Below are 25,223 nucleotides of genomic sequence, written 5' to 3'. Positions count from 1 at the left end.
CAATCACCACCGCGGCCACACATCACTCAAGGGCTCCACCCCCGCCAGCCGCGTACCCAACCTGGCGGGGCAATACACCTAGCCGGGGGTGTTGATCATCGCGGTGGCGGCGCGCTCGAAGTAGTCCCACATGATGCCGTCCAGCATGGGCGGGAGCGCCACCTCATCGAGCGCTGCCCGCATGTGCGTCAGCCAGGCCTCGCGGGCAGCCTGATCGACGGCGAAGGGGAAGTGGCGCATGCGCAGGCGCGGGTGCCCACGGCGCTGCGAGTAGGTCGTGGGTCCGCCGAAGTACTGGATGAGGAAGAGGCGCATCCGCTCCTCGGCGGGCCCCAGGTCCTCCTCGGGGTACATGGGTCGCAACAGCGGGTCCTCGGCGATGCCGCGGTAGAAGGCGGCGACCAGGGCCGTGAAGGTGGCCTCGCCGCCGGCTTGGACGTACACCGAGGCGGGGTCCAAGCGCTCCTCCGGTTCGGTCGCCTGGGCGGGGGCGGCGGGGGCGGTCTCGGACGGGGCCGTCGCCGGCTCGGCCGGGACCTTGGCTGCGGTGGGCACCACGGGAATCTGCACGCGGGCGCCGGCTCCCACCGAACGCACCTCGAGGGAGGCTCCGAGCGGGGCCGCGGCCTCCGGCAGGGTGGGCTTGGATTCGGGGGTGGGGGAGGTCATGCCCGTTATTCTCCCGCAGTCGGGCTGCTTGCGGTGGCCCCGGTGTCCGGCTTCACGCTGAGCGCAAAGTTGAGCGAGTTGGCGATGAAGCACTGCTCGTGGGCCCGGTCGTGGAGTGCGTGGAGAGCCTCGGCGCCGAGGGGCACTCCCGCGGCGTCGAGCACCCTGCTGCTGGGGGAGAGACTCGCCGAGACGAAGCGGCCCGCGTCCCCTGGGCCGAGTTCGAGGATGCCCTCGACCTCCACGGAGGCGTCGGTGACCTCGTAGCCGGCCAGGCCGGCGAGGCGCAGGAACGCCAGGAGGTGGCACTGCGCCAGCGCGCTCAAGAGGAGGGTCTCGGGGTTGAAGGCGTCCCGGTCCCCGAAGAAGGTGCGGGCGGCGGAGACCCGCAGCGCCGGAACCTCCGGCCCCGCCGAGGCGGTGGCCGCTCGCGAGAAGCGCCGCACCTCGGTGGTGGGGCGCGCCCCGGGCCCGTCCCAGTCCACCCGGGCGGTGAACACGTGGGACGGGCCGCGGCGCGCGCTCTCACTCATCGTGTGGCGTCGGCCTTCTGCGCGTTCAGGGCGCGGGCCATGCCGTCGCGGGCCTCCGAGAGGAGGCGCGAGAGCGCCGGGATGCGCTCGCCCAGGCCGGCCAGGGCGGCGTCCGTCGCTTCGAGCGTGTCCTGCGAGGTGGGGCGCGCGGGGTACAGGCCGTTCACGATGGCCTGGGCCATTTCGTAGGAGCGCGAGGTCCATACGCCCTCCACCGCAGCGAAGTACGGCGCCACGTAGGGGGCCAGCAGGGACTTGTCGTGCGTGCGCTGGAAGCCGGCGATCACCTTGCGCTGGAAGGTGTTGGAGAGCTCCTGCGACTCGATGAGGCTGGACCAGGCGGCGGCCTTGGCCTCGGCCGTGGGCACGGCCGCGCGGGCCAGGGCTGCGGCCAGCTCGCCCGTCGCCGAGCGATCCGCGGCCAGTGCGGAGGCGATCTCGTCCTCGCCGGCGACGCCGCCGGCCACGAGGGAGGTCAGCAGCTCCCAGTTCAGATCGGTGTCGATCTCCAGGCCCTCCAGGGTGATCTCGCCCGAGCGCAGGGCGGCGACGGTGGCGAGCTGCGCCTCCGTGCTGGCGAGGGAGGAGAAGGTCATGACGAGCATGAACTGCGAGTCGGAGCCGGCCTCCGCGGCCTGGGCCAGGGCCCACAGGCGATCCGTGGCGTCCACGGCGGTCGCCTCGGCAAACTCGGGCGCCACGTAGCGAGCCAGGGCCGTGCGTAGCTGGGCCAGCTGCACCTTGATGGTCGTGGAATCCTGCTCCGGGCCGATGTTGTTCAGCACGAGCTCGACGTAGTCGCGCGCGGCGATCTCGCCGTCGCGCGTCGCGTCCCACACGGCACCCCACAGCAGGGCGCGCACGAGCGAATCGCTCGCGGTGGAGAGGTAGTCGATGGCGGTGCGCAGGCTGCGCGGATCCAGGCGCAGCTTGGCGTAGCCCAGGTCGCCGTCGTTGACGAGGACCAGGTCGCCGCGGCGCTTGCCCACGAGCTGCGGGACCTCGGTGCGGGCACCGTCTACGTCGAGCTCCACGAACTCGCGGCGCACGAGCTTGCCGTCGACCACGTCGTGCAGGCCAACGCGCAGGCGCTGGGCGCGCAGCGTGGGGTGCTGCTCGGGCGTGGTCTGCACGATCGCGAAGGAGGTGATCACGTCGTCGGCGTCGACAGTGAGCTCGGGGCGCAGGGTGTTCACGCCGGCCGTCTCGAGCCATTGGCGGGACCACTCGGAGAGGTCGCGGCCGGAGGACGCCTCGAGCTCCACGAGCAGGTCCGAGAGTTCGGTGTTGGAGTAGGCATGCTTCTTGAAGTACTCGCGCACGCCGGCCATGAACTCGTCCTGACCGACCCAGGCCACGAGCTGGCGCAGCACGGAGGCGCCCTTGGCGTAGGTGATGCCGTCGAAGTTGACCTGCACGTCCTCGAGGTCGCGGATGTCGGCCTTGATGGGGTGCGTGGAGGGCAGCTGGTCCTGGTCGTAGGCCCAGGACTTCTCGAGGGAGGAGAACGTGGTCCAGGCGGTGTCCTTGTACTGCGTGTTCACGGCAGCGGCGTGCGTGGACATGAACTCGGCGAACGACTCGTTCAGCCACAGGTCGTTCCACCACTTCATGGTCACGAGGTCGCCGAACCACATGTGGGCCAGCTCGTGTAGCACGGTGATGGCGCGGCGTTCCACGAGGGCGGCCGGCACCTTGGAACGGAAGACATAGTCCTCGAGGATCGTCACGCAGCCCGCGTTCTCCATGGCGCCGGCGTTGAACTCCGGCACGAAGAGCTGGTCGTACTTCTCGAAGGGGTAGGCGACGCCGAAGTCCTTCTCGAAGACCTCGAAGCCCTGGCGGGTGACCTCAAAGATGTTCTCGGCGTCCAGGTGCTCGAAGAGCGACTTGCGGGCGTAGGCGCCCAGGGCGACCTCGCGGCCGTCGGCGCTCGTGACCGTCGAGTGCGTCGAGGCGTACGGGCCGGCCACGAGGGCCGTGACGTAGGAGGAAAGGACCGGGGTGGGGGAGAAGGTCCACGTGGCAGTGCCCTCCGCACCGGCTTCCGGCTGCGGCGTGGGCTGATTGGAGATGACGTCCCAGTGCGCCGGGGCGGTCACGGTGAAGGCAAAGGTGGCCTTGAGGTCGGGCTGCTCGAAGACGGCGAACATGCGGCGGGAGTCGGGCACCTCGAACTGGGTGTAGAGGTACACCTCGTCGTCGGCCGGGTCCACGAAGCGGTGCAGCCCCTCGCCCGTGCTGGAGTAATCCATCGTGGCGTCGACCGTGAGCACGTTCTCCGCCGCCAGGTTCGGCAGCGCGATGCGCACGCCATCGGCCACCTCGGCCGGGTCCAGCTCGACGCCGTTGAGCACCACGGAGTGCACCTCGCGGGTCACGGCGTCGATGAAGCTGGAGGACCCCGCCGTGGCGGAGAAGGTCACGGTGCTCACCGAGCGGAACGTGGTACCCGGGGCGCTGAGGTCCAGGCGCACATCGTAGGACTCGGTGGAGATGAGGCCGGCGCGCTCCTGCGCTTCGGCACGGGTGAGGTTCAAGCCCGGCACGTGATGTCCTTCTTTCGAGGGTGTTCTGAAAGAACTGTTTGACAGTCTTGCAACGATCTTCGCACTTTTGCGTCCAGTTTGGCCCATATTCTTGGAAGAGACAGCAGGAAAACGGCCCCAAGGGCCAGGAGGAAGACCCCCGCCATGCGCATTCACATCGCCACCGACCACGCCGGCCTCGAGCTGAGCCACCACCTGATCGAGGTGCTGGGCGCCGACGGTCACGAGGTCATCGATCACGGACCGACCTCCTATGACCCGCTGGACGATTACCCGGCCTTCTGCCTGCGCGCCGCGCAGGCCGTCGTGGCCGATCAGCGCGCCGGCGTCGAGGCTCTGGGCATCGTGCTCGGCGGCTCCGGCAATGGTGAGCAGATCGCCGCCAATAAGGTCGAGGGGGTGCGCGCAGCGCTCGCATGGAACGCCGACACCGCCAAGCTGGCCCGCGAGCACAACGACGCCAATGTCGTGGCCCTGGGCGGGCGCCAGCACAGCGTCGAGGAGGCCACGGAGCTCGTGCGCCTGTTCCTGGCCGAGCCGTTCTCCGGCGACGAGCGCCACTCCCGCCGCATCGGCAAGATCGCGGCCTACGAGACCACGGGCGAGATCATCGACTGAGCTGGCTCCAGCCAAGCAGAGGGGCCCTGCGCGGAACGCGCGGGGCCCTTTGCTTTGATAAAACGCTTCGCTCTAAAGAGTTTCTTGGGTTAGATAATATGTGTTTATGCCCGATGGTCGGGCGCGAAGCGCAGAGAGTGGAGCGGATGAGCGGGATCGACAAGGGCGCGCGACTTGAGGCGCGACTGCTGGACAGCCGGAATCTCGAATCGAATGTCACGCTGCGGCTGGATGGGGTCCTTCACGGCTTTCGCCTCGCGGAGTTCTCGAGGGGCGAGGAGACCGTGACGCTGACGGGAAGCGCGGGCGTGCAGTTCACCGTGCCCGGGACTCACGAGGTCACCGTCAGGCCGAACGCCGACCAAACCTTGCTCTTCAACATTCTTCAGCGCCGCAATGGGCTCCAGGCGGGCGAAGGGCGTCCAGTCTAGTAGCGCTCGAGCGCGATAGCGACAGCTGTACAACGCCGGGGGCCCCTTCCTGATGGAAGGGGCCCCCGGCGTTGCTGGAGGGGTAGACGGGAATCGAACCCGCGTAATTAGTTTGGAAGACTAAGGCTCTACCATTGAGCTACTACCCCGAAAGTGATTCTTTCGACGCCGGAAGCCGTAGCTCCGACGACCGACAGCCTAGCGCCAGCCACCACAGTGCCACAAATCGAGTATCCGGCGACCCGAGGCGATCCGGCTCAGTATCGCCACGACCAGCCGCCGGTGCCGGGCGGCTCGTAGATCAGCAGGCCGTGTTCGTGGGCGGCGTCGAGGACCAGGGTGCCCTGCTCCGTTCCGCCCGCGTCCACGGCCACGGGAACCTGGGTGGGATCGTTGCAACCGAAGGCCGCCTCGCTATCGGCCGGGGTGGCTTCCGAGCTCGAGGCGGACGGGGCCGTGAAGAAGGCCGCGGGGGTGAGCGGCATGAAGCCCTCCTCGCCGCCCGCCGCGGCGGCCAGCGAGGTGTGGAGCCGGATCTTGAGGAAGACCTTGCGCTCCGGCTCGGACCGGCCGCCGAGGCCGCGGATCTCGCAGCTCGTGAGCCGTTCCACGGACACGATGCGCAGGCTGAACTCGGTGGCCGAGGGATCGCCCGGCGCGCTGAGGAGCGCGGTTTCTCCGAGGGCTTTCACGGGGCGGCCGGCCGCGTCGGTCCTGACGGCGCCGCCCGTGACGGGGTCGCTCGAGGCGACCGCAGGGGGAGGGGCGCTGGGGGTCTCCACGACATGCGTGCTCGGCTCGCTTGGTGCACGCGTCGAAGCGGCCGGGGACCTCGCCGGAGAGCTCGCCGAGAGCCCGGAGACCCCGCCCCCCTCGCTGGGGCTCGCCGACGTGGCCGCGGAGCTCGCGGGCGGCTCCGCCTGACTCTGGCAGGCGCACAAGGCAGCCGTAGCGGCGAGGAGGACTCCGGCTACCGCGGCTCGCGCGGCCCTCACGAGCGCAGTCGCTTGGTGAAGTCGCCGCTGGTGATGAGCTTGCCGGCACCACCCAGGAGGTACTTCCTGCCGGCGGGGGTGGAGACGTAGCTCCACGACGAGCTGCCGTCGGCCAGGATGACCTTGGAGCGCTGGTACATGGCCGCACCCTTGGGTGTGCGCACCCCGAGTTCGTAGCGGTCCACCCGCCGCAGCTTCTCCGGGCCCTTGGATGCCGCATAGCTGATCTGCTCGGCCACCACGGCCCCCTTGCCCTGGGTGATGAAGGTCAGCCCGTTGTTGCGGTTCATGTATAGGCGATGGTTCGTGATGCGCTGGTCGGTCTGCCACAGCCGGTAGCCGCGCATGATGTGATCGGCGCCCTGGCCGCGCCGGAGCGTTCCGAAGACGGCGAAGGAGTACTTGTAGTCGACCCGCAGGTCGGTTTTGGCCATGACGAATCCGGTCTTCGAGGTGCCGACGACCTTGACCTTGACCCACGGCCCGACGACGCCGATCACGTTCACCTTGGTGCCGACGGGCAACGAGGCACTGACAGGGCTGTACGGGAGCCGGTTGGTGTCGGGACGCAGGGGCGTGGTGTGGCTCGTGAAACGACCGTAGGTGGCCACGGTCTTGACGGGAATCCGCGTGCCGATGTCGTTGCGGGTGATGACGTACCCCGTCTTGCCGGCGTAACTCACGCGGGACCAGGGCCCGGCGTGACCGGTGACCTTGACCTTCACCCCGGCCGGGATCGTGAGCAGGCTGCGATCGTAGGGGCCAGTGCTGGTGCCCGCCCTGAGGGGAACGTCCTTCGCCGACCAGCGATAGAACGCGGTGCTGCCGGTGACAGGAACGGAGCCGACGAGCTCGGAGGAACGGACCCAGCCCGAGGTGCCGCCCTTCGACACGAGCGACCACGCCCCGGACACCGCGCGCAGGCTGACTGTGTCGGCCACGCCGAGGCGGCGCAGGGCGCGGGAAGCGGTATCCGTTTCGGCAAGAACGCCGGTGGTGGCCCGCATCCACCGGGTGCCGCTCACCGCCGTGCTGCTGCGGGTCGCTTGAAGGTGGGTGGACATCGCCCATCCCTTGGCTCCGCCGGTCTCGACCCACAGCCAGGGACCGAAGGCGCGCGAGGCCTGAACGCGGGTGCCGGCCACGATGGTGCCAGCGCTGGCCGAGCCCGCGTCCGGATCCCGGCGCAGCGTGATGTTCGCCCCGGCGAAGCGCGCCGTGGCGGCGAAGGTTGTCGTCGGCGTGGGGGAGGGTGGTGTGGTGGACGGCGTCGGCGTCGGCGTCGTGGTTGGCGTGGTGGTCACCGCCGGCGGCGTCCCGCCGCCCGTCGCGGTGCCGGTCCCCGGCGCCGATCCGGTGGGGGTGCTGCTGTCGGGTGTCGCGGCGGCGGTGCCACTCGCCGAGGCCGAGGGATCGGCCGGATCGGCGCTCACCTCGGCCCGCGCCGGAAGGGCCGACACGGCAAGAATGCCGCTCAAGGTGATCGCCGTCGCCAACCCCATCACTCGGAACCGTGATCGTTGCGTCACTGCGTGCCCGCCCCCCAGGTATCGCTCGATGATTGGCTAACTCTAACGCGCAACTTCGAGTCGAGGCCAGGGGAACGCGATTCGGGGCGGGGCCCAGGGTGTGCGTAAACTGGATTCCGCATCATCGGGGTGTAGCTCAGCTTGGTAGAGCGCGCGCTTTGGGAGCGCGAGGTCGCAGGTTCAAATCCTGTCGTCCCGACGAAGATCCGTTACCCGGACCCGCAGACGGCGGGCCCGGCCAACACACATGTCAGGAGCTGCACGCAGTGAAGAGCGCCGTCGAGAATCTCTCCCCCACCCGGGTCAAGATGCACATCGAGGTCCCGTTCGCGGAGCTGAAGCCGGCCATCGACGCCGCCTACAAGGAGATTGCGTCGCAGATCCAGGTGCCCGGCTTCCGCAAGGGCAAGGTGCCGTCCCGCCTGGTCGACCAGCGCGTCGGCCGCGGCTACGTCATCGAGACCGCCATCAACAACTCGCTGGATAACTTCTACCGCGACGCCGTCAACGAGGCCTCCGTGGTCCCGCTGGCCCGTCCCGAGGTTGAGGTCCAGCAGGCCCCCGGCATCGACGAGGCCGCCCTGGATTCCGATCTGGTCTTCGACATCGAGGTCGATGTCCGTCCCGAGATCGAGCTCCCCGAGTACTCGGGCCTCGAGGTCGAGGTCGAGGCCCGTGAGGCCGGCGACGCCGAGGTCGAGAAGGCCCTCGAGGAGCTGCGCGGCCGCTTCGGCACGCTGAAGGCCGTCGAGCGCCCCGCCGCCGATGGCGACTACACCACCATCGACCTGGTCGCCACGATCGATGGCGAGACCATCGACGAGGCCACCGGCCTGTCCTACCTGATCGGCTCCGGCTCCATGCTTGAGGGCCTGGACGAGGCCCTCACCGGCCTGTCCGCCGACGAGGACGCCACCTTCGAGACCACCCTGGCCGGCGGCGAGCACGCCGGCGAGAAGGCCCAGGTCAAGGTCGTGCTGACCGCCGTCAAGGAGCGCGAGCTCCCCGAGGCCGACGACGACTTCGCCCAGCTGGCCTCCGAGTTCGACACGATCGCCGAGCTGCGCGAGTCCCTCGTGGCCAAGGCCGCCGAGGACGTCCTCGTGGAGCAGGGCATCGAGGCCCGCGACAAGGTCCTGGAGGTCCTGGTCGGCCTCGTCGAGGTTCCGGTCCCCGCCTCCGTCCTGGACGAGCAGGTTGAGCAGCACTTCTCCGGCGCCAACCAGGCCGACGATCACGACACGGACGAGCACCGCGCCGAGATCAAGGCCAACACCGAGAAGGCCTTCCGCAACGAGATCGTCCTCGACGCCGTCGCCGAGAAGGAAGAGATCGAGGTGGAGCAGGGCGAGCTGATCGAGTACCTGATCCAGTCGGCTCAGCAGTACGGCATGGACCCGAACCAGTTCGCGCAGATGCTCGACGGCGCCGGCCAGGTCCCGATGATGATCGGCGAGGTCCGCCGCCGCAAGGCCCTCGCCAAGGTCCTGGAGCTGGCCAAGGTCAAGGATTCCAACGGCAAGGCCGTTGACCTCGAGGCCTTCGTGAAGCCCGCCGGTGAGGACGCCCCCGAGGCCGAGTGACCCGGTCGCGGGCCTCGCAGCCCGTGAACGCTAGCTCATGGACCCCTCCACCCCCTGGGTGGAGGGGTCCTCGCTTTCTGGAGCGGGCGCCGTCGTGCGCCCAAGCCGGCGCGCGCACCGTGCGCCTACAGCGAAACGGGGCCGCCACACCCTTCCTGGGCGGGCGCGGCTGGGTAGGGTCGAGCCAGCAGATCATCACCGGGCGCGTTGTGCGCAGCGCCCCCGGACACGTTGAGAGGGAATCGAAGATGACCAACGACGCCACCCCCCGCATGAGCTCGGTGGACCCGGCCGCGCGCGAGGACTACATCTACAACCGACTCCTCAAGGAGCGGATCGTTTGGCTCGGCTCCGAGGTGGAGGACGGCATCGCCAATGCGATCTGCTCCCAGCTCCTGTTGCTGTCGGCGGAGGATCCCGAGAAGGACATCTTCCTGTACATCAACTCGCCCGGCGGCTCCATCACCGCCGGCATGGCCATCTACGACACGATGCAGTTCATCCCGAACGACGTCGTGACGGTCGCGACCGGCCTGGCCGCCTCCATGGGCCAGTTCCTGCTCTCCTCCGGCACGCCGGGCAAGCGCTACGCCACCCCGAACGCCCGCATCCTCATGCACCAGCCCTCGGGCGGCATCGGCGGCACGGCCTCCGACATTCGCATCCAGGCGGAACTGATCCTTCACATGAAGAAGGTCATGAGCGAGCTGACCGCCGCGCAGACCGGCCAGAGCATCGAGACGATCCTCAAGGATAACGAGCGCGACAACTGGTTCACGGCGGCCGAGGGCCTGGAGTACGGCTTCTTCGACCACATCGCCCAGAGCTCCAAGAACGTTTCCGGCGGCGGCGGCGTGGGTGCCGGCGCCTGAGCGCCGCTGAACCACACCGAGAGCCCCAGACCCTTCGTCTTCTTCAGGAGAAATCATGTTCTTCAATGGCAAGGCAGAGAACCTTCCCACCTCGCGCTACATCCTCCCGCAGTTCGAGGAGCGCACCCCCTACGGCTTCAAGCGCCAGGACCCCTACGCCAAGCTCTTCGAGGACCGCATCGTCTTCCTCGGTTCGCAGGTCGATGACGCCTCCGCCGACGACGTCATGGCGCAGCTGCTCGTGCTGGAGTCCATGGACCCCGAGCGCGACATCACCATGTACATCAACTCGCCCGGCGGCTCGTTCACGGCCATGACGGCGATCTACGACACGATGCAGTTCGTGCGCCCGGAGATCCAGACGGTCTGCCTCGGCCAGGCCGCCTCGGCCGCCGCGGTGCTGCTGGCCGCCGGCACGCCGGGCAAGCGCCTCGCGCTGCCGAACGCCCGCGTCCTGATCCACCAGCCGGCCCTGGGCGGCGGCGAGCGTGGCACGGCCACCGACCTGCAGATCCAGGCCGAAGAGGTCATGCGCATGCGCGCCTGGCTCTCCGACACGCTGGCCGGTCACTCGAGCCAGGATCCCGAGCGCGTGGACAAGGACATCGAGCGTGACCTGTTCATGACGGCCGACGCCGCCAAGGCCTACGGCCTGATCGACGAGGTCATTTCCCCGCGCAAGATGAAGCCCACGGCCATCTCGCGCTAAGGACACCCAGGCGCGGCGTTGCCTTCATCTACGAAGGCAACGCCGCGCCTTCCTCATGCCGTGGGGCGTAACGCCTACCATGGATCGACGGGCGCAGAAGCTGCGTCCACCCCGACACGAAGAAGGCAGCGATGAGCGAGAGTTCCGACCTGTTGAAGTGCTCCTTCTGCGGCAAAAGCCAGAAGCAGGTGCGCCGATTGATCGCCGGTCCCGGCGTCTACATCTGCACCGAGTGCATCGAGGTCTGCAACGAGATCATCGAGGAAGAGGCCGTCGAGGTCTCCGAGGAGCCCGAGTTCGAGCTGCCTCGCCCCTCCGAGATCTTCGATCACCTGCAGGAGTTCGTGGTGGGGCAGGAGGCGGCCAAGCGCGCCCTTTCCGTGGCGGTGTATAACCACTACAAGCGCATCAACGGCGCCGGCTCCTCGAGCCAGGGCGCCCTGGAGCACCGCGAGCTGGACGAGGTCGAGGTGGCCAAGTCCAACATCATGCTGATCGGCCCCACGGGCTCCGGCAAGACCTACCTGGCGCAGACGCTCGCCAAGCGCCTCAACGTCCCCTTCGCCGTCGCCGACGCCACGAGCCTGACCGAGGCCGGCTACGTGGGCGAGGACGTCGAGAACATCCTGCTCAAGCTCATCCAGGCCGCCGACTTCGACGTCAAGCGCGCCGAGCAGGGCATCATCTACATCGACGAGATCGACAAGATCTCGCGCAAGAGCGAGAACCCCTCCATCACCCGCGACGTTTCGGGCGAGGGCGTGCAGCAGGCGCTCCTGAAGATCCTCGAGGGCACGGTTGCCTCGGTGCCGCCGCAGGGCGGGCGCAAGCACCCGCACCAGGAGTTCATCCAGATCGACACCACGAACGTGCTCTTCATCGTGGCCGGCGCCTTCGCCGGGCTGGACGACATCATCGCGGGCCGGGCCGGCAAGAAGGGCATCGGCTTCGGCGCCCCGCTGGAGCACCTGAAGTCCGCCGAGGTCTCCTATGCGGATGTGCAGCCGGAGGACCTGCTGAAGTTTGGCCTGATCCCCGAGTTCATCGGTCGACTCCCCGTCATCACGGCCGTGGAGAACCTGGACCGCCCGGCGCTCATCAGCATCCTGACGGAGCCCAAGAACGCCCTGATCAAGCAGTACCAGAAGATGTTCCTCCTGGACGGCGTGAAGCTCACCTTCGAGCTGCCCGCCCTCGAGTCCATTGCTGACCTGGCCCTGGAGCGCGGCACGGGTGCCCGCGGCCTGCGTTCCATCCTCGAAGAGACCCTCGGGGCCATCATGTTCGAGGTGCCCAGCCGCGACGACCTCGCCGAGGTCATCGTCACGCAGGACACCGTCCTGAACCGCGCCGCCCCTGAGCTCGTGCTGCGCCAGGAGATGCGCCGCCCCAAGTCGGCCTAGCGCGGCGTCAGCTTTCGACGCACAGTGCACGGCACTCGCCCCCATCCGGTCCCGAAGGTGACAGGATGGGGGCGAGTTCTTTTTCCTCGCTAAGGAGCGTTGCCGTGAGCACGAACACCGTCGACTTCTGGTTCGACCCCGCCTGTCCCTTCGCCTGGTGCACCTCGCGCTGGATCAAGCAGGTGGAACAGGTCCGCGACATCGAGGTCGTCTGGCACCTGATCTCCCTGGGCGTCGTCAACGAGGGCCGCGAGTTGGACCCCGGGTACCGCAAGCACATCGATGGCACGTGGGGCGCGATTCGCGTCGTGGCCGCCGCGGCGGCCCAGGTGGGGGAGGGCGTGCTCGACGACCTCTACACCGCCATCGGCACGCGCTTCCACAACGATGCGCGCAACGGCGCCGAGGAGAGCCGCAAGGAGGCCGTCGCCGAGGCCCTCGCCGAGCTGGGCCTGAACGCCGAGCTCATCACCGCCTGGGAGTCGGACGAGTACGACCAGTCCCTGCGAGAGAGCACCAAGGCTGCACAGGACCTCGTTGGCTCGGACGTGGGCACCCCCGTGGTCGCCCTCAACGGCGTGGGCTTCTTCGGCCCGGTCATCACGCGCGTGCCGCGCGGCGAGCTGGCCGGCGAGATCTTCGACGCCGCCGTGACGCTCGGTAACTACCCGCACTTCTTCGAGCTCAAGCGCTCGCGCACCGAGGATCCCTCGGCCACGGCCGAGGGCTGAGCGGCGGGCCGCCTTCCGGCCCGGCAGACGCAAAAGCGCCCGACGGCGTGTGGTGACCACACGCCGTCGGGCGCTTCTCATGCGGCTCAGGCCCCCTCGGGGGCCTCCAGCTCGACGTCGGAGACGAGGAGCTCCTCGCCGCCCGTGACGAGCGTGAGCTCGGCGGCCGCGGTGGCGGCCTTCAGATCACCGAGGCCGTCCTGCAGGCGAGCGATCTGCTCGGCCGGGGCAGTGATCGTCGCGGAGAGCACGGCGGTGCGCTGCTTGACCTTGGCCTCGGACTTGGCCTTGCGCAGGCCGGCGAGGGCCACGCCCACGGTCGGCAGGACCTCGGGGTCGGCGTCCTCGAGGCCGGCGGTGAGCGCCGTGGCCTCGGGCCAGGCGGCGCGGTGCACGGAACCCTCGCGCCACCAGCCCCAGACCTCGTCGGTCGCGAAGGGCTGGAACGGGGCGAGGAGGCGCAGCACGGCGTCGAGCGTCGTGGCCAGGGTGGCGCGCACGGAGGCGGTCTCCTCGGGGGAGACGCCGCCGTAGGCGCGATCCTTGATGAGCTCCACATAGTCGTCGGTGAACGACCAGAAGAAGGACTCGGTGAGGTTCAGCGCGCGCGCGTACTCGTAGTTCTCGAATGCGCGGGTGGCCTGCTCGATGACGCCGGCGAGGCGGGTCAGGAGCGAGCGGTCCAGCTCGTTGGTGATGACGGAGGTGTCGCCCGTGACCACATCGGCCGCGGAGACGCCCATGCCGAGCGCGAACTTGGAGGCGTTGAGGACCTTGATCGCCAGGCGGCGACCGATCTTCATCTGGCCGATCTCGTAGGCGGTGTCGGCGCCGAGCTTGGCGGAGGCAGCCCAGTAGCGGACGGCGTCGGCGCCGAACTGCTCCAGGATGTCCGTGGGGACCACCACGTTTCCCTTGGACTTGGACATCTTCTTGCGGTCCGGGTCCAGGATCCAGCCCGAGAGCGCAGCGTGCTTCCACGGGGTCTCGCCCTCGAGGGAGTTGGCGCGCACGATCGTCGAGAAGAGCCAGGTGCGGATGATGTCGTGGCCCTGCGGGCGCAGGTCGAACGGGAAGACGTTGCGGAAACGCTCCTCGTCCACGCCCCAGCCGCCCACGATCTGCGGGGTCAGCGAGGACGTGGCCCAGGTGTCGAGGACGTCGGGGTCGCCGATGAAGCCGCCGGCGACGCCGCGCTGGGACTCCTCGTAACCGGCCGGGGTCTGCGCGGCCGGGTCGACCGGCAGCTGCGCCTCGTCGGGGACGATGGGGTTCTCGTAGTCGGGGTTGCCCTCGGCGTCCAGCGGGTACCAGACGGGGATCGGCACGCCGAAGAAGCGCTGGCGGGACACGAGCCAGTCGCCGTTGAGGCCCTCGACCCAGTTCTCGTAGCGCGAGCGCATGTGGCCCGGATGCCACTCGAGCTCGCGGCCGCGCTGGATCAGCTCGGCGCGGCGCTCCACGTCGCGGCCGCCGTTGCGGATGTACCACTGGCGGGAGGTGACGATCTCGAGGGGCTTGTCTCCCTTCTCGTAGAAGTTCACGGGGTGCGAGATCTTCTCGGGCTCGCTGATCAGCAGCTCGTTTTCGCGCAGCATCTCGACGACGCCCTCCTTGGCGGAGAACGCGGTCTTGCCCGCGATGCGCTCGTAGTTGGCGCGGCCTGCCTCCGTGGTGATCCACTCGGGGGTCTCGGAGACCAGGCGGCCGTCGCGGCCCATAATGGCGCGCGTGGGCAGCTGCAGCTCGCGCCACCAGGTGACGTCGGTGAGGTCGCCGAAGGTACACACCATGGCGATGCCGGTGCCCTTGTCGGGCTTGGCGAGCGGGTGGGCCTTGACCTCGACCTCGACGCCGAAGAGCGGGCTCGTGACCTTCTTGCCGAAGAGGCCCTGGTAGCGCTCGTCGTCGGGGTGGGCCACGAGGGCCACGGCCGCGGGGAGCAGCTCGGGGCGCGTGGTCATGATCTCGATGCCGCGGCCGTCCTCGGCCGTGAAGTTGTAGCGGTGGTAGGCGCCGGGCATGTCCCGGTCCTCCAACTCGGCCTGGGCCACGGCGGTGCGGAACGTGACGTCCCACATGGTCGGGGCCTCGGAGAGGTAGGCGTCGCCCTTGGAGAAGTCGCGCAGGAAGGCGCGCTGGCTCGTGGCGCGGGAGTGGTCATCGATCGTGCGGTACGTGATGTCCCAGTCCACGGAGAGGCCCAGGGTCGTGAAGAGATCCTCGAAGACCTTCTCGTCCTCGGTGGCCAGCTGCTCGCAGAGCTCGATGAAGTTCTGGCGGGAGACGACGTCCCAGTCGCGCTGGTTCTTGGCCGGCTTCTCCGGCGGCTGGTAGCCCTCGACGTACTTGTACGTGGGGTCGCAGCGGACGCCGAAGTAGTTCTGGACGCGGCGCTCGGTCGGCAGGCCGTTGTCGTCCCACCCCATGGGGTAGAAGACGTTCTTGCCGCGCATGCGCTGGAAGCGGGCGATCACGTCGGTCTGCGTGTACGAGAAGACGTGGCCGACGTGCAGCGAACCGGAAGCGGTCGGCGGCGGGGTGTCGATCGAGTAGACCTGCTCGCGCGTGGTCTGCGGGTTGAAGGCGTAGGTGCCCTCCTCGCGCCAACGCGTGTTGAGCTTGGTCTCGAGGCCCTCGAGGGCCGGCTTGTCGGGGACGGTGGAGGATGCGGGCGTGTCTGTGCCCGGAGTGATCTCAGCCATGCCTGCCATTCTCCCATGAGCGGCGGCGGGTCCGGTCCCCGTGTCGGGTGCACCCTCGGCCCGCCTAGAGTGAGATGCATCATTCGTTGCCTGCTCGAGAGGACCGGCATGGCCCAGTTCGTGTTTTCCCTTGTCTTGATCGTGATTGCCATCGGAGCGGTGGGGTATTCCCGCGCCAAGGCCAAGCGGGCGGAGGAGGGGAAGCCCTCTCGGGCCGCCAAGTGGACCGGGGTCGGGGCCAGCCTCGTGGCGGCGCTCGGCTTTGTGTTGCTGGGCACCTCGTTCCTCTACACGCAGGACGAGGGCGAGGCGAAGGCGCTGCGTTCCTTCACGGGCGAGCTGGTCGGTTCCAAGGTGGAGCCGGGCATCGGCATCAAGGCCCCGTGGGTGGAGACCGTCACCTTCGACACCCGCAACAACGTCGCCAAGTTCTCGGATTCTGATTCCGGGACCACGGGAAACTCCATCCCGTTCAACGACAAGGCCGGCACGCGCGGTTCCATGGACGTCACGGTCACCTACGCCGTGCGCCCCGACATGGTTGAGGCAATCTACAAGGAGTACCGCACGCAGGACATGTTCCGGACGCGCCTGATCAACCAGGACATCGCCGCCATGGTGCGCACGGTTCCCTCGCGCTACACCACGGTCGAGGTGCTCTCGAAGCGCGAGGAGGTCTCCGCGAACATCCTGGAGGCGCTGGAGAAGCGCTGGGAGAAGTGGGGCGTCACGGGCATCCAGGTGGCGCTGCAGGACATTCGCTACCCCGAGCAGATCATGCAGCGCTTCGAGAACTTGACGGCCGAGCAGACGCGCGCCGAGGAGGCGAAGGCCGCCACGGTCACGGCCGAGCAGGAGGCCAAGAAGAAGCTCGTGGAGGCGGAGGGCGAGGCCAAGGCCAACGCCGCCCGCTCCAAGGCGCTCACGCCCGAGGTGCTGCAGCAGCAGTACATCGAGGCCCTGAAGATCGCGGCCGAGAAGGGCCAGCTGATCATCACCGACGGCAAGACCACGCCCATGATCAACGTGGACGGCGCCAAGAAGTAGCGCCTAGCGGTGGGCACCGAGGCGGTGGTGTTCAAGGAAGTCGCGCAGCTCGTCCATGATCACGACCGCCTCGATGGCCCTGGCGTAAGGGCTGGGCATGCGGAAGAGCTCGGCGCCCCAGGAGGTGCCGTTCGGGTGGAAGCCCGGGCGGCCCTCGCTGCCGGCGAGTTCGCGGGCGCCATGGCGCCACATGGAGATCACCAGCTCGACGTCGCGCCTGGCCAGTTCCGCTTCGACGGCGGGCGAGTGCTCCCGCATGAGCGTCAGCGTCTCGGGGTCGTCCTTGCTGCGTGGGACCTGGGAGAGGTTGACGAAGCCGATGCCCTGGGCCGCGGCGACCTCGTCCTGGAAGGGCTCGTCGGTGGGGACGTAGAGGCCGGCGTCAGCGAGCCGACCCATCTGCCGGCGGCCGATGGGTCCCAGGTAGAAGTGGCCGTTCGTGATGGCGCCCGGGGAGGTCTTGCCTCCCACGATGCAGGCCCAGGCCGGGGGCTCGTCCTCGGCGGGCCAGAGCTGGGCGAGCGTCAGCGTGCCGTCGGGGAGCGTCGTCAGGCGCTCGCGCCGGGAGGCCGTCACGCGCCGGCCCCGGGCTGCCCGGTGGCAGGGAGCCTGCGCTCCAGCACCTGGCCGGGCCAGTCCTCCACCGTGAAGGTGCTCAGCCGCGTGTAGCCGCACGACTCGTAGTACTCGACGAGCCTCCCGGTGCCGCCCGCGTAGCAGTCGACGCGCAGGTAGCCCGGCCCCGCTTCGCGCGCCAGGTCGTCGGCGTGGGCCATGAGGCGACGGCCGACGCCCTTGGCGCCCGGCCGGCGCGAGCCGATCAGCACGCGGACGTACAGCTCGGGCTCGGTGGCGGGCGGTACATCCTCGCTCGCCTCTCCCACCACGAGGGAGCCGATGACGGAACCGTCGTCGTTGACGGCGACCCAGGCGCCGGGCAACGCCAGCATCTCCGCGACGCGGCGTTGCTGGCGCTCGCTCGTGGACCAGGGCTGGGATCCCCATTGCCCGGTGTTGCCGACCGAAACGAACCACTCGACGGCCTCGTCGAAGAGCGTGAGGACGGCGGGGACGTCGTCTGGGGTGGCGCGGCGAAGGGAGATCACGGGTTCCATGCTCGCACGGCGCGTGCCCCAGCGGATCAGGGATGATCCGCCGCTCGGTCGATGCGGGGATGCACTTCACACCGATAGCGTCGAGGACATGACGAAGCCTGGATCACGCCTGTCACGTTCCCTCGCCTTCGGTGTCGCCACCGGACTGACCTCGCTGCCCGCGTACGACAAGATCTCCACCCGCAATCGACGCCGCATCATCGGATGGGGCAGCCTCGCCGGGGCGATCGCCGCCGGTGGCGCCATGTTTGCGGCCAGTCGGCGTGGCGTCGATTCGGCCGGTGCTGATGCTGTCGGGGCCGCGGCGCCGGCCTCGGTGCCGGCTGCCGATGCGCCCGCCCCCAGCGCGGCCCAAGCCGCCCGGCCCCAGCCGGCCTTGCAACAACAGCTGGCCGCGACGGCCGGGCTGGCCCTCGCCGGTGGTGCGGCGACGGCCGGTGCACTCTGGTTCAGCTTCTGGGCCGATCGCCAAGCCATGCAGTTCCTGCGCAAGCGGGGTGTTCGGGCTCCGCGGGTCTGGTTGGCCGGAGGCGGCGCCGTCCTGGGTGCCGCCCTCGAGTTCATGGATCAAGCCAAGCCCGACGACAGCGAACGGAACGGACAGGTGGGGGCTCCCGATCCGACGCAGCCTCCCGGTGACGCCGAGGGTGCTCCGATCTTCTCCGCCTCATAGCGCCTGCTGCGGACCGCCCCCCTCCGCCCGGCTGCCACGGCAGGTGCCCGGGTGAGCCTCCTGTGGGGTGCCCTCGCGACGGTCGGGTGACGATCCTGGCGAGCCGCCCGCCCTCGTGCTCGACCGGCGTGACGTTCACGCGGTGGTGGCATCGGTAACGCGCCGTCCACGGGCGCCCCGGTTCGCTGGGGAGCGTGGCCGACCACACCGGGGAAGGCGACCGGAGTCCCTGCGTTGCCGACCTGTCGATCCGAACGGGCTCGCTCGGCCTCGCGGCCGCGACGGCCCCGTCCAAGGGAGCCAGGTTCGCGGGTCGAGCAAGGCGTGTTGGACCCACTCCGCTCGTGGGGTCGGCCTCACGCGCCAGCCCTGCATGGCCTGGTGGACGTGCCACGGAGCCTTCGGTCGAGCGGTGTTGTTCCTTCTCGAGCGCCCTGGCAGTGAGCGCCGAAACGATCCGGGGTGAACCGTTTCCGCCCTGCGTGGGCAAAGCGACGAGTCGCCCGCGATGCACCTCGTGGTGGTGGAAACTGCACAGGAGCACCGCGTTGTCGACGTCGCTGGCGCCGCCGCGCTCCCACGGGATCACGTGGTGGGCGTGGCACCAGCCTGGGGGAGCGTTGCAACCGGGTGCCCGGCAACCGCCGTCCCTCACGGTGAGGACCCGCCGCTGTTGCGGAGAGAAGAGCCGACGCGAGCGCCCGTAGGCCAGCGGCGATCCGGCGTCGTCGGTGACGAGCAACGACACCGCATCCTCGCAGAGCCTGGCGGCGAGCGCCGAGAGCGGCACTGGTTGGTCGGTGCGGGAGAGTTGAGCCTCGCGGTCGCGCGTCAGCGCCTGGAGCGTGGTGAACGCGGGGCCCAGCGATCCGGTGCTTGCCCCGGACGGGTTCGAGCCCCGTTCGGGCCGGGAAGTCTCCGAGCCGTGCGGGTTGACTCCCGCAACCCGGCGCTCGCCGTCGAGCGAACGGAACAGCCCGCCGGCCAGGGCGGCGCCTGGGAAGGTTCCCTGGCCCTCGACGAGCCCGGCCTCGCTGGCGGCCAGGTAGTCGGCCAGGGCCGAGAGGGTGACGGTCACGACGAGCGCCGAACTGGCACCCACGCCGGCGGCCGTGGCGCCGGAGCGCACGTGCTCCTCCACGAGGGCGTGGAGGGCATCGAAGTTCTGCTGATCCGAGCTGCGGTCGGTGGGCGCATCACCGTCCGGGGAACCTTCAAGCGTTGCGTGGCTGGCCGTTTGGGCCGAGGCGGCCTCGCCACGCCGCGATCCCGGTGCGGTGAAGCCGTCCAGGACCGACAGGAGGAGCGCCCCCTCGGCCTCCGGGGCGAAACCGCTGAGGGTGTAGCCGCCTCCGCGGGCCGCCCGCAGGCGAAGCGCACGGCGCTGCTGCTGTTCCTCGTAGCGGGGCTCGGGGCCGTCCGGGTCGATGTGGTTGGCCCACACCTTGGCCTGATTGCGCACGTGGTGCACCTCGAGGCGCCGCCCACCCCAGGGATCCTGGTCTCGGAGATCCGTGTCGCGGGTGCCGTTCCGAGCAGCGGCGGCACCGCTGCGCGGATTGCCCCACGGGCCCGCGGAGCGTTCGCCTTGCGTGTGGGTATTCGCAGCGGCCGCTGGTTCCGTGCCAGTGCCAGTGCCAGTGCCCGTGCCCGCGGCGCTACCGGGAGTGGCCGTCGGCCCGGCATCCGGGGGTGCGCCTGCGCCGCCTGGTGCCCCAAGCGTTCCCTGGGTTCCGGCTGCGGCGCGGTCTCCGTGGCGCTGTCCAGCGTTCGGCGCCGGCGGGCGGGAGAGATCGATCCGTCCGCCGGTTGCCTCGGCGACGAGCGAGACCTCGGCCGCCGCGATCATGCCGGGGATGGATTCGGGGGCGCTCGGATGCGGGAGCTCGCGGTGAACCGCGGCCGCTTGGTCCGCGCTTAGCTCGCCTGCCCGCAACGCCGCGGCGAGCGCCGGACGGAAGGGAGACAACTCGCCAGCGGAGAAGCCGGAGCGCGGGGCGGTGGCCTGGGCCAGGGAGATCAGGAGGTCCGCCGTGGGGGCCTGGATACCGAAGGCCTGCATGAGCAGCGGCTTGGTGGCGCGGAAGCCGAGGCGGGCCGCGAAGGATTCGGCCCGGTTGAAGCCTTCGGAGCGTCTGCTCACGGCGCCAGCGACGCTCACCCTCAGCGCGTCCACCGCTCGGGAGAGATCCGCCGCCGCGCCCAGCACGTCAACGAGTTCGGGCTCGCTCGCGGCGTCCCATGAGCCGGGGGACCAGGCGAGGGTCTGCCGCACGCGCGAGGTCGCTTCCTGCAGTGCGTTGCTGCTCAGCACGGCGACCTCCCATCGAACGCATCATTGGTTTCGAATGTATGTTCTAAGTCTACTCCCGGGGCACGGCCTTGTCTCGCGATATTTCGCGGATTCCAGGGATACTTCCCTGGCCATCGCGGCGGTTGACCGTGCGGGCGAGTGGGGGGAGTCTCGGAGGTCGTCGTGCCGTTCATAGAACATACGTTCTACTCGTCTAGTGCCCTGCTCACCCGAGCGGCCCGCCCGGGCCAACCGCCCGCCGTCGTGCATCCCACGCCGCCTCCCGGTCGTAGGCTTGAACCATGACCTCCCCCTCCGTGACCCCCGCCCGCTGTGCCCTCGTGACGGGCGCCTCCGCCGGCATCGGTGCCGCCACCGTGCGTGCCTTGCGCGCCGAGGGCTGGGATGTCCTGGCCGTGGCCCGCCGCGAGGGCCGCCTCATGGCGCTCGCCGAGGAGACCGGCTGCGCCTGGGTGGCCGGCGACGTTTCAAGCGACGAGGACGTGGAGCGCATCGCGCAGTCGGCCAGGGCCAACGGCGTCGACACCCTCATCAACATCGCCGGCGGCGCCCGCGGCAACCAGCACGTGGCGCAGGCCCACACGGAGGATTGGGACTGGATGTTCCAGTCCAATGTCATGGGCTCCATGAAGCTCACCCGTGCACTGCTCCCGCAGCTGCGCTCGGCCCAGCCCGGCGGCACGGTCCTGAACCTCACCTCCACCGCGGCCCTCGCCAGCTACGAGGGTGGCGGCGGCTACAACGCCGCCAAGGCGGCCCAGCGCGCCATGACCAAGGCCCTGCGCCTGGAGGAGGCCGAGCACAACGTCCGCGTCATCGAGGTGCTCCCCGGCCTCGTCAAGAGCGACGAATTCGCCCTGCGCCGCCTCGGCTCCCAGGAGGCCGCCGACGCGGTGTACGCGGGTGTCGAGGCGCCGCTGACCTCGGAGGATGTCGCCGAGGTGGTCCGCTACGCCGTGAGCCTGCCGCACCACATCAACCTCGACGAGATCGTTCTGCGCCCCGTGGCCCAGGCCGCGAACCACAAGCTCCTGCGCACGCCCCAGGCGTGAGCCGCGCGTGAGCCGCGCGTGAGGCGTGAGTGAGGCGTGAGTGAGCCGTGGCTGACTCAGCGTCAGGCCCGGTCGCCGGGCCCGGTGTGACCCATCGGGCTTGACGCCGCACGCTAGACTTGACCGCAACACAGGCACTGACCCGGCCATCACCGGCGAGCCTTCGGAAGAACCCCGCTGAACCACCGCGCACGGCGCCGCGGACCAGCGGCAAGTAGAACCGAGCGGGTGCGCCCGTCACAGCGCACACGAGCGGCTCGCGTCGCCCGGGATCACCCGGGGGAGCGCAAGCAAGCGGGGTGGTACCGCGGCCCCGGCGTCCATGCGCCGGTGCGTCGTCCCTGTAGTCGGCGAACAGCAATGCGCGCTTGCCTCAGGGGCAGCGCAGAAGGACTCGCAGGAAAGCCACGCCATGAGCCTTTACCCCCGCGTTACGAGCGATCCGTCCGGGAACACCCCGGCCTCCCCGCGCTTCCCCCAGATCGAGGAGCGCATCCTCAAGTACTGGGACGAGGACGGCACCTTCCAGGCCTCCATCGATCAGCGCGCCGCCGGCGAGAACGAGTTTGTCTTCTACGACGGCCCGCCGTTCGCCAACGGCCTGCCCCACTACGGTCACCTCCTCACGGGCTACGTGAAGGACCTCGTGGCCCGCTATCAGACGCAGCGCGGCCGCCGCGTTGAGCGCCGCTTCGGCTGGGACACGCACGGCCTGCCGGCCGAGCTCGAGGCCATGAAGCAGCTGGGCATGACGGACAAGAAGGAGATCCTCGACATGGGGATCGACAAGTTCAACGCCGCCTGCCGCGCCTCCGTGCTCAAGTACACCGACGAGTGGCAGAACTACGTCACGCGCCAGGCCCGGTGGGTGGACTTCGAGAACGACTACAAGACCCTGAACCCCTCCTTCATGGAGTCGGTCCTCTGGGCCTTCTCCGAGCTGCACCGCAAGGGCCTGACCTACGAGGGCTTCCGCGTGTTGCCCTACTGCTGGAAGGACGAGACGCCGCTCTCCAACCATGAGTTGCGCATGGATGACGACGTGTACAAGGATCGTCAGGATCCCACCGTCACCGTCGCCTTCCCGCTGACCGGCGCCGGCTTCGAGGGCGGCAACGCCGAGCTGGCCACCGACCTGAACGGCGTCAACGTCCTGGCCTGGACCACCACCCCCTGGACGCTGCCGACCAACCAGGCGCTCGCCGTCGGACCCTCCATCTCCTACGTGGTGGTGCCGGCCGGGCCGGCCCAGCCCCACACCAACACGCTCCCTGCGGGAGCGCGCTACCTCCTCGCCGCCGACCTCCTGGGCGCCCACGCCAAGGATCTGGGGTACGACGACGCCGCTTCCGCAGCCGGGGCGGTCGAGGCCACCTACCTAGGCTCCGAGCTCAAGGGCCTTCGCTACCAGCCGCTGTGGAACGTCTTTGCCGACGCCGAGCAGTGGGGCACCGAGAACGCCTGGCAGATCGTGGTGGACGACTACGTGACCGTCTCCGACGGCACGGGCGTGGTCCACCAGGCCCCCGCCTACGGCGAGGACGATCAGCGCGTCTGCGAGGCCAACGGCATCCCCGTGGTCATCTCCGTGGACGAGGGCGCCAAGTTCCTGCCGCTCTTCAAGGGCACCGAGCTGGACGACGTCGCCGGCGTGCAGGTCTTCGAGGCCAACAAGACGATCATCAACCACCTCAAGGCCGACGGCCGTCTGTTCCGCCAGGCCACCTACGAGCACAGCTACCCGCATTGCTGGCGCTGCCGCACGCCCCTCATCTACCGCGCCATCTCCTCCTGGTACGTCCGCGTCACGGACGTCAAGGACCGCATGGGCGAGCTCAACCAGGGCATCAACTGGATCCCGGAGAACGTCAAGGACGGCCAGTTCGGTAAGTGGGTCGCCAACGCCCGCGACTGGTCCATCTCCCGCAACCGCTTCTGGGGTTCCCCGATCCCCGTGTGGCAGTGCTCCGACGCCGAGTGCAAGCACGAGGAGGTCTTCGGCTCCCTCGCGGAGATGCAGGCCCGCTTCGGCCGCCTGCCCGTGAACCACGAGGGAGAGACCGATCTGCACCGCCCCTTCATCGACGAGCTCACCGTCGCGTGCCCCGAGCCGGGCTGCGAGGGCACGCTCAAGCGCGTCGAGGACGTCCTCGACGTCTGGTTCGACTCCGGTTCCATGCCCTACGCCCAGGTGCATTACCCCATGGAGAACAAGGACTGGTTCGACACCCACAACCCGGCGGACTTCATCGTCGAGTACATCGGCCAGACCCGCGGCTGGTTCTACACCATGCACATCCTGGCCACGGCGCTCTTCGACCGCCCGGCGTTCAAGAACGTCATCTCCCACGGCATCGTCCTGGGTTCGGACGGCCAGAAGATGTCCAAGTCCCTGCGCAACTACCCGGACGTTAACGAGGTCCTGGACCGCGACGGCTCCGACGCCATGCGCTGGTTCCTCATGGCCTCGCCGATCCTGCGCGGCGGCAACCTCATCGTCACCGAGGAGGGCATCCGCGAGGGCGTCCGCCAGGTGCTGCTGCCGCTGTGGAACGTCTGGTACTTCTTCACGCTCTACACGAACTCCGCCAACCACGGCGAGGGCTACGAGGCGCAGCTGCGCCACGACGCCAAGGACCCGCTGGATCGCTACCTCCTGGCCGCCACGGGCGATGTCATCCGCGACGTCCGCGTGGCACTCGACGCCTACGAGGTCTCCGACGCCACCGAGGCCCTCCGCTCCTACATGGAGACGCTGACCAACTGGTACGTGCGCCGCTCCCGCCAGCGCTTCTTCGACGAGGACACCGAGGCCTTCGACGTCCTCTACACGGCCCTCGAGGCCGTGTGCCGCGTGGCCGCCCCGCTGCTGCCGCTGGCCACCGAGGAGATCTGGCGCGGCCTGACCGGCGGGCGCTCCGTGCACCTGACGGACTATCCGGACGACTCGCTCTTCCCCGTGGATGCCGAGCTCGTGGAGCGCATGGAGCTCACCCGCACCATCGCCTCCACCGGCTCCAGCCTGCGCAAGGCCGCCAAGCTGCGCGTGCGCCTGCCCCTGGCCGGCATGGACGTCGTGGTCCCGAATGCGGCCGGCCTCGCCGGGACGTTTGCCGACATCATCAAGGACGAGCTGAACCTCAAGTCGATCGCCCTGGTGGACGCCGAGGAGGCGGACGAGGCCTCCTACGGCATCGTCCGCACGCTCTCCGTCAACGCCCGCGCCGCCGGCCCGCGCCTCGGCAAGCAGGTGCAGCAGGCCATCAAGGGCGCCAAGTCCGGCGACTGGTCCGTGGCCGATGACGGCACCGTGACCGCCGGCGGGCTCGACCTCGTGGAGGGGGAGTACACCCTCACCACCGCCGTGGACGAGTCGGCCGCCGCCGAGCGCGCCGCCGCGGTCCTGCCCGGCGCCGGCTTCGTGGTCCTGGACACCGTCCTGACCCCGGAGCTCGAGGCCGAGGGCGCCGCCCGCGACCTCGTCCGCGCCATCCAGTCCGCCCGCAAGGCCGCCGACCTCAATGTCGGCGACCGCGTCCGCACCTCGGTGCAGGCGCAGGCTGGCATCGTTGAGGCCGCCGAGGCCTTCCGCGAGCTGGTCATGTCCGAGACGCTCTCCGCCGAACTGGAGCTCAACGTCGTGGACCTGCCCGAGCCCGCCGTCGTCGTCGAAGCAGTGGAGGCCTGAGCCACAT

The 25,223-nt window shown here is 69.4% G+C and carries 21 protein-coding genes and 2 tRNA genes; 13 read left to right on the top strand and 10 right to left on the bottom strand.

Going from position 1 to position 25,223, the window contains the following annotated elements; translation table 11 throughout:
• Nucleotides 1-78 precede the first annotated feature (78 nt).
• From DWB68_RS16850 to pepN, 3 genes are all read right to left on the bottom strand, one after another.
• Nucleotides 79-459 (bottom strand): globin, encoded by a 381-nt coding sequence (locus tag DWB68_RS16850; protein WP_325048571.1) that lies wholly within the window; start codon nucleotides 457-459, stop codon nucleotides 79-81.
• Nucleotides 460-674: 215 nt separating this feature from the next.
• Nucleotides 675-1,202 (bottom strand): OsmC family protein, encoded by a 528-nt coding sequence (locus tag DWB68_RS13730; RefSeq protein ID WP_119425691.1) that lies wholly within the window; start codon nucleotides 1,200-1,202, stop codon nucleotides 675-677.
• Nucleotides 1,199-3,751 carry an aminopeptidase N gene (gene pepN, locus DWB68_RS13725; protein ID WP_119425690.1) on the bottom strand — a complete coding sequence of 851 codons (2,553 nt, stop codon included), beginning with the start codon at nucleotides 3,749-3,751 and terminating at the stop codon, nucleotides 1,199-1,201. The genes DWB68_RS13730 and pepN overlap by 4 nt, the downstream gene beginning before the upstream one ends.
• Nucleotides 3,752-3,895: 144 nt before the next feature.
• On the opposite strand from pepN, the gene DWB68_RS13720 reads away from it, so the two are divergent.
• Both DWB68_RS13720 and DWB68_RS13715 read left to right on the top strand, forming a co-directional pair.
• Nucleotides 3,896-4,369, top strand: coding sequence for a ribose-5-phosphate isomerase (locus DWB68_RS13720; RefSeq protein WP_119425689.1), 474 nt, complete (start codon nucleotides 3,896-3,898; stop codon nucleotides 4,367-4,369).
• 146 nt (nucleotides 4,370-4,515) lie between these two features.
• Nucleotides 4,516-4,800 carry a hypothetical protein gene (locus DWB68_RS13715; protein ID WP_147391697.1) on the top strand — a complete coding sequence of 95 codons (285 nt, stop codon included), beginning with the start codon at nucleotides 4,516-4,518 and terminating at the stop codon, nucleotides 4,798-4,800.
• 75 nt (nucleotides 4,801-4,875) lie between these two features.
• On the opposite strand, the gene DWB68_RS13710 is transcribed toward DWB68_RS13715, so the two are convergent.
• Nucleotides 4,876-4,949 (bottom strand) — tRNA-Gly (locus DWB68_RS13710).
• A 108-nt stretch (nucleotides 4,950-5,057) separates the two neighbouring features.
• Entirely contained in the window at nucleotides 5,058-5,582 is a 525-nt protein-coding gene (locus DWB68_RS13705) for a hypothetical protein (protein ID WP_119425687.1), read from the bottom strand.
• A gap of 7 nt (nucleotides 5,583-5,589) precedes the next feature.
• On the opposite strand from DWB68_RS13705, the gene DWB68_RS17060 reads away from it, so the two are divergent.
• Nucleotides 5,590-5,724 (top strand): hypothetical protein, encoded by a 135-nt coding sequence (locus DWB68_RS17060; RefSeq protein ID WP_267896977.1) that lies wholly within the window; start codon nucleotides 5,590-5,592, stop codon nucleotides 5,722-5,724.
• 67 nt (nucleotides 5,725-5,791) lie between these two features.
• Here DWB68_RS17060 and DWB68_RS13700 read toward each other — a convergent pair whose 3' ends face one another.
• Nucleotides 5,792-7,273: a gamma-glutamylcyclotransferase gene (locus DWB68_RS13700; RefSeq protein WP_147391696.1), complete on the bottom strand. Its 1,482-nt coding sequence runs from the start codon at nucleotides 7,271-7,273 to the stop codon at nucleotides 5,792-5,794.
• Between the two features lie 176 nt (nucleotides 7,274-7,449).
• Between DWB68_RS13700 and DWB68_RS13695 the strand changes: the two genes are divergently transcribed.
• The 6 genes from DWB68_RS13695 to DWB68_RS13670 all read left to right on the top strand — a co-directional run bounded on the left by DWB68_RS13695 (nucleotide 7,450) and on the right by DWB68_RS13670 (nucleotide 12,622).
• A tRNA-Pro gene (locus DWB68_RS13695) sits at nucleotides 7,450-7,523 on the top strand.
• Between the two features lie 67 nt (nucleotides 7,524-7,590).
• Nucleotides 7,591-8,907 (top strand): trigger factor, encoded by a 1,317-nt coding sequence (gene tig / locus DWB68_RS13690; RefSeq protein ID WP_119425685.1) that lies wholly within the window; start codon nucleotides 7,591-7,593, stop codon nucleotides 8,905-8,907.
• A gap of 248 nt (nucleotides 8,908-9,155) precedes the next feature.
• Entirely contained in the window at nucleotides 9,156-9,779 is a 624-nt protein-coding gene (locus DWB68_RS13685; RefSeq protein WP_119425684.1) for an ATP-dependent Clp protease proteolytic subunit, read from the top strand.
• A gap of 55 nt (nucleotides 9,780-9,834) precedes the next feature.
• Nucleotides 9,835-10,488, top strand: coding sequence for an ATP-dependent Clp protease proteolytic subunit (locus DWB68_RS13680; RefSeq protein WP_119425683.1), 654 nt, complete (start codon nucleotides 9,835-9,837; stop codon nucleotides 10,486-10,488).
• 131 nt (nucleotides 10,489-10,619) lie between these two features.
• Nucleotides 10,620-11,891 (top strand): ATP-dependent Clp protease ATP-binding subunit ClpX, encoded by a 1,272-nt coding sequence (gene clpX, locus DWB68_RS13675; RefSeq protein WP_119425682.1) that lies wholly within the window; start codon nucleotides 10,620-10,622, stop codon nucleotides 11,889-11,891.
• A gap of 104 nt (nucleotides 11,892-11,995) precedes the next feature.
• Entirely contained in the window at nucleotides 11,996-12,622 is a 627-nt protein-coding gene (locus DWB68_RS13670) for a mycothiol-dependent nitroreductase Rv2466c family protein (protein ID WP_233548825.1), read from the top strand.
• Nucleotides 12,623-12,708: 86 nt separating this feature from the next.
• On the opposite strand, the gene valS is transcribed toward DWB68_RS13670, so the two are convergent.
• The gene (gene valS, locus DWB68_RS13665; RefSeq protein WP_119425680.1) at nucleotides 12,709-15,327 is read right to left on the bottom strand and encodes a valine--tRNA ligase; all 2,619 of its coding nucleotides are present in this window, start codon (nucleotides 15,325-15,327) and stop codon (nucleotides 12,709-12,711) included.
• 108 nt (nucleotides 15,328-15,435) lie between these two features.
• Here valS and DWB68_RS13660 point away from each other — a divergent pair, with 108 nt between their 5' ends.
• Nucleotides 15,436-16,374: a prohibitin family protein gene (locus DWB68_RS13660; protein WP_158588322.1), complete on the top strand. Its 939-nt coding sequence runs from the start codon at nucleotides 15,436-15,438 to the stop codon at nucleotides 16,372-16,374.
• A gap of 3 nt (nucleotides 16,375-16,377) precedes the next feature.
• Here DWB68_RS13660 and DWB68_RS13655 read toward each other — a convergent pair whose 3' ends face one another.
• Together DWB68_RS13655 and DWB68_RS13650 are read right to left on the bottom strand one after the other, a co-directional pair.
• The gene (locus DWB68_RS13655) at nucleotides 16,378-16,950 is read right to left on the bottom strand and encodes a hypothetical protein (protein ID WP_119425678.1); all 573 of its coding nucleotides are present in this window, start codon (nucleotides 16,948-16,950) and stop codon (nucleotides 16,378-16,380) included.
• Nucleotides 16,947-17,480 (bottom strand): GNAT family N-acetyltransferase, encoded by a 534-nt coding sequence (locus tag DWB68_RS13650; protein ID WP_199700463.1) that lies wholly within the window; start codon nucleotides 17,478-17,480, stop codon nucleotides 16,947-16,949. Before DWB68_RS13650 ends, DWB68_RS13655 begins: the two co-directional genes overlap by 4 nt.
• 97 nt (nucleotides 17,481-17,577) lie before the next feature.
• Between DWB68_RS13650 and DWB68_RS13645 the strand changes: the two genes are divergently transcribed.
• Nucleotides 17,578-18,162: a hypothetical protein gene (locus DWB68_RS13645; RefSeq protein WP_119425676.1), complete on the top strand. Its 585-nt coding sequence runs from the start codon at nucleotides 17,578-17,580 to the stop codon at nucleotides 18,160-18,162.
• On the opposite strand, the gene DWB68_RS13640 is transcribed toward DWB68_RS13645, so the two are convergent.
• Nucleotides 18,050-20,476 (bottom strand): HNH endonuclease signature motif containing protein, encoded by a 2,427-nt coding sequence (locus DWB68_RS13640; RefSeq protein ID WP_119425675.1) that lies wholly within the window; start codon nucleotides 20,474-20,476, stop codon nucleotides 18,050-18,052. The genes DWB68_RS13645 and DWB68_RS13640 overlap by 113 nt on opposite strands.
• Before the next feature lie 281 nt (nucleotides 20,477-20,757).
• Between DWB68_RS13640 and DWB68_RS13635 the strand changes: the two genes are divergently transcribed.
• Both DWB68_RS13635 and ileS read left to right on the top strand, forming a co-directional pair.
• The gene (locus DWB68_RS13635; protein WP_119425674.1) at nucleotides 20,758-21,528 is read left to right on the top strand and encodes an SDR family oxidoreductase; all 771 of its coding nucleotides are present in this window, start codon (nucleotides 20,758-20,760) and stop codon (nucleotides 21,526-21,528) included.
• Between the two features lie 412 nt (nucleotides 21,529-21,940).
• Complete coding sequence (gene ileS, locus DWB68_RS13630; RefSeq protein WP_119425673.1) at nucleotides 21,941-25,216, top strand: isoleucine--tRNA ligase; 3,276 nt, start codon at nucleotides 21,941-21,943, stop codon at nucleotides 25,214-25,216.
• Nucleotides 25,217-25,223 lie beyond the last annotated feature (7 nt).

Origin of the sequence: Galactobacter valiniphilus (genome assembly GCF_003575975.1) — a bacterium.
Classification (GTDB): domain Bacteria; phylum Actinomycetota; class Actinomycetes; order Actinomycetales; family Micrococcaceae; genus Galactobacter; species Galactobacter valiniphilus.
The sequence above is the reverse complement of the archived record's forward strand: the minus strand, read 5'-3'. Positions and strand labels throughout refer to the sequence as shown.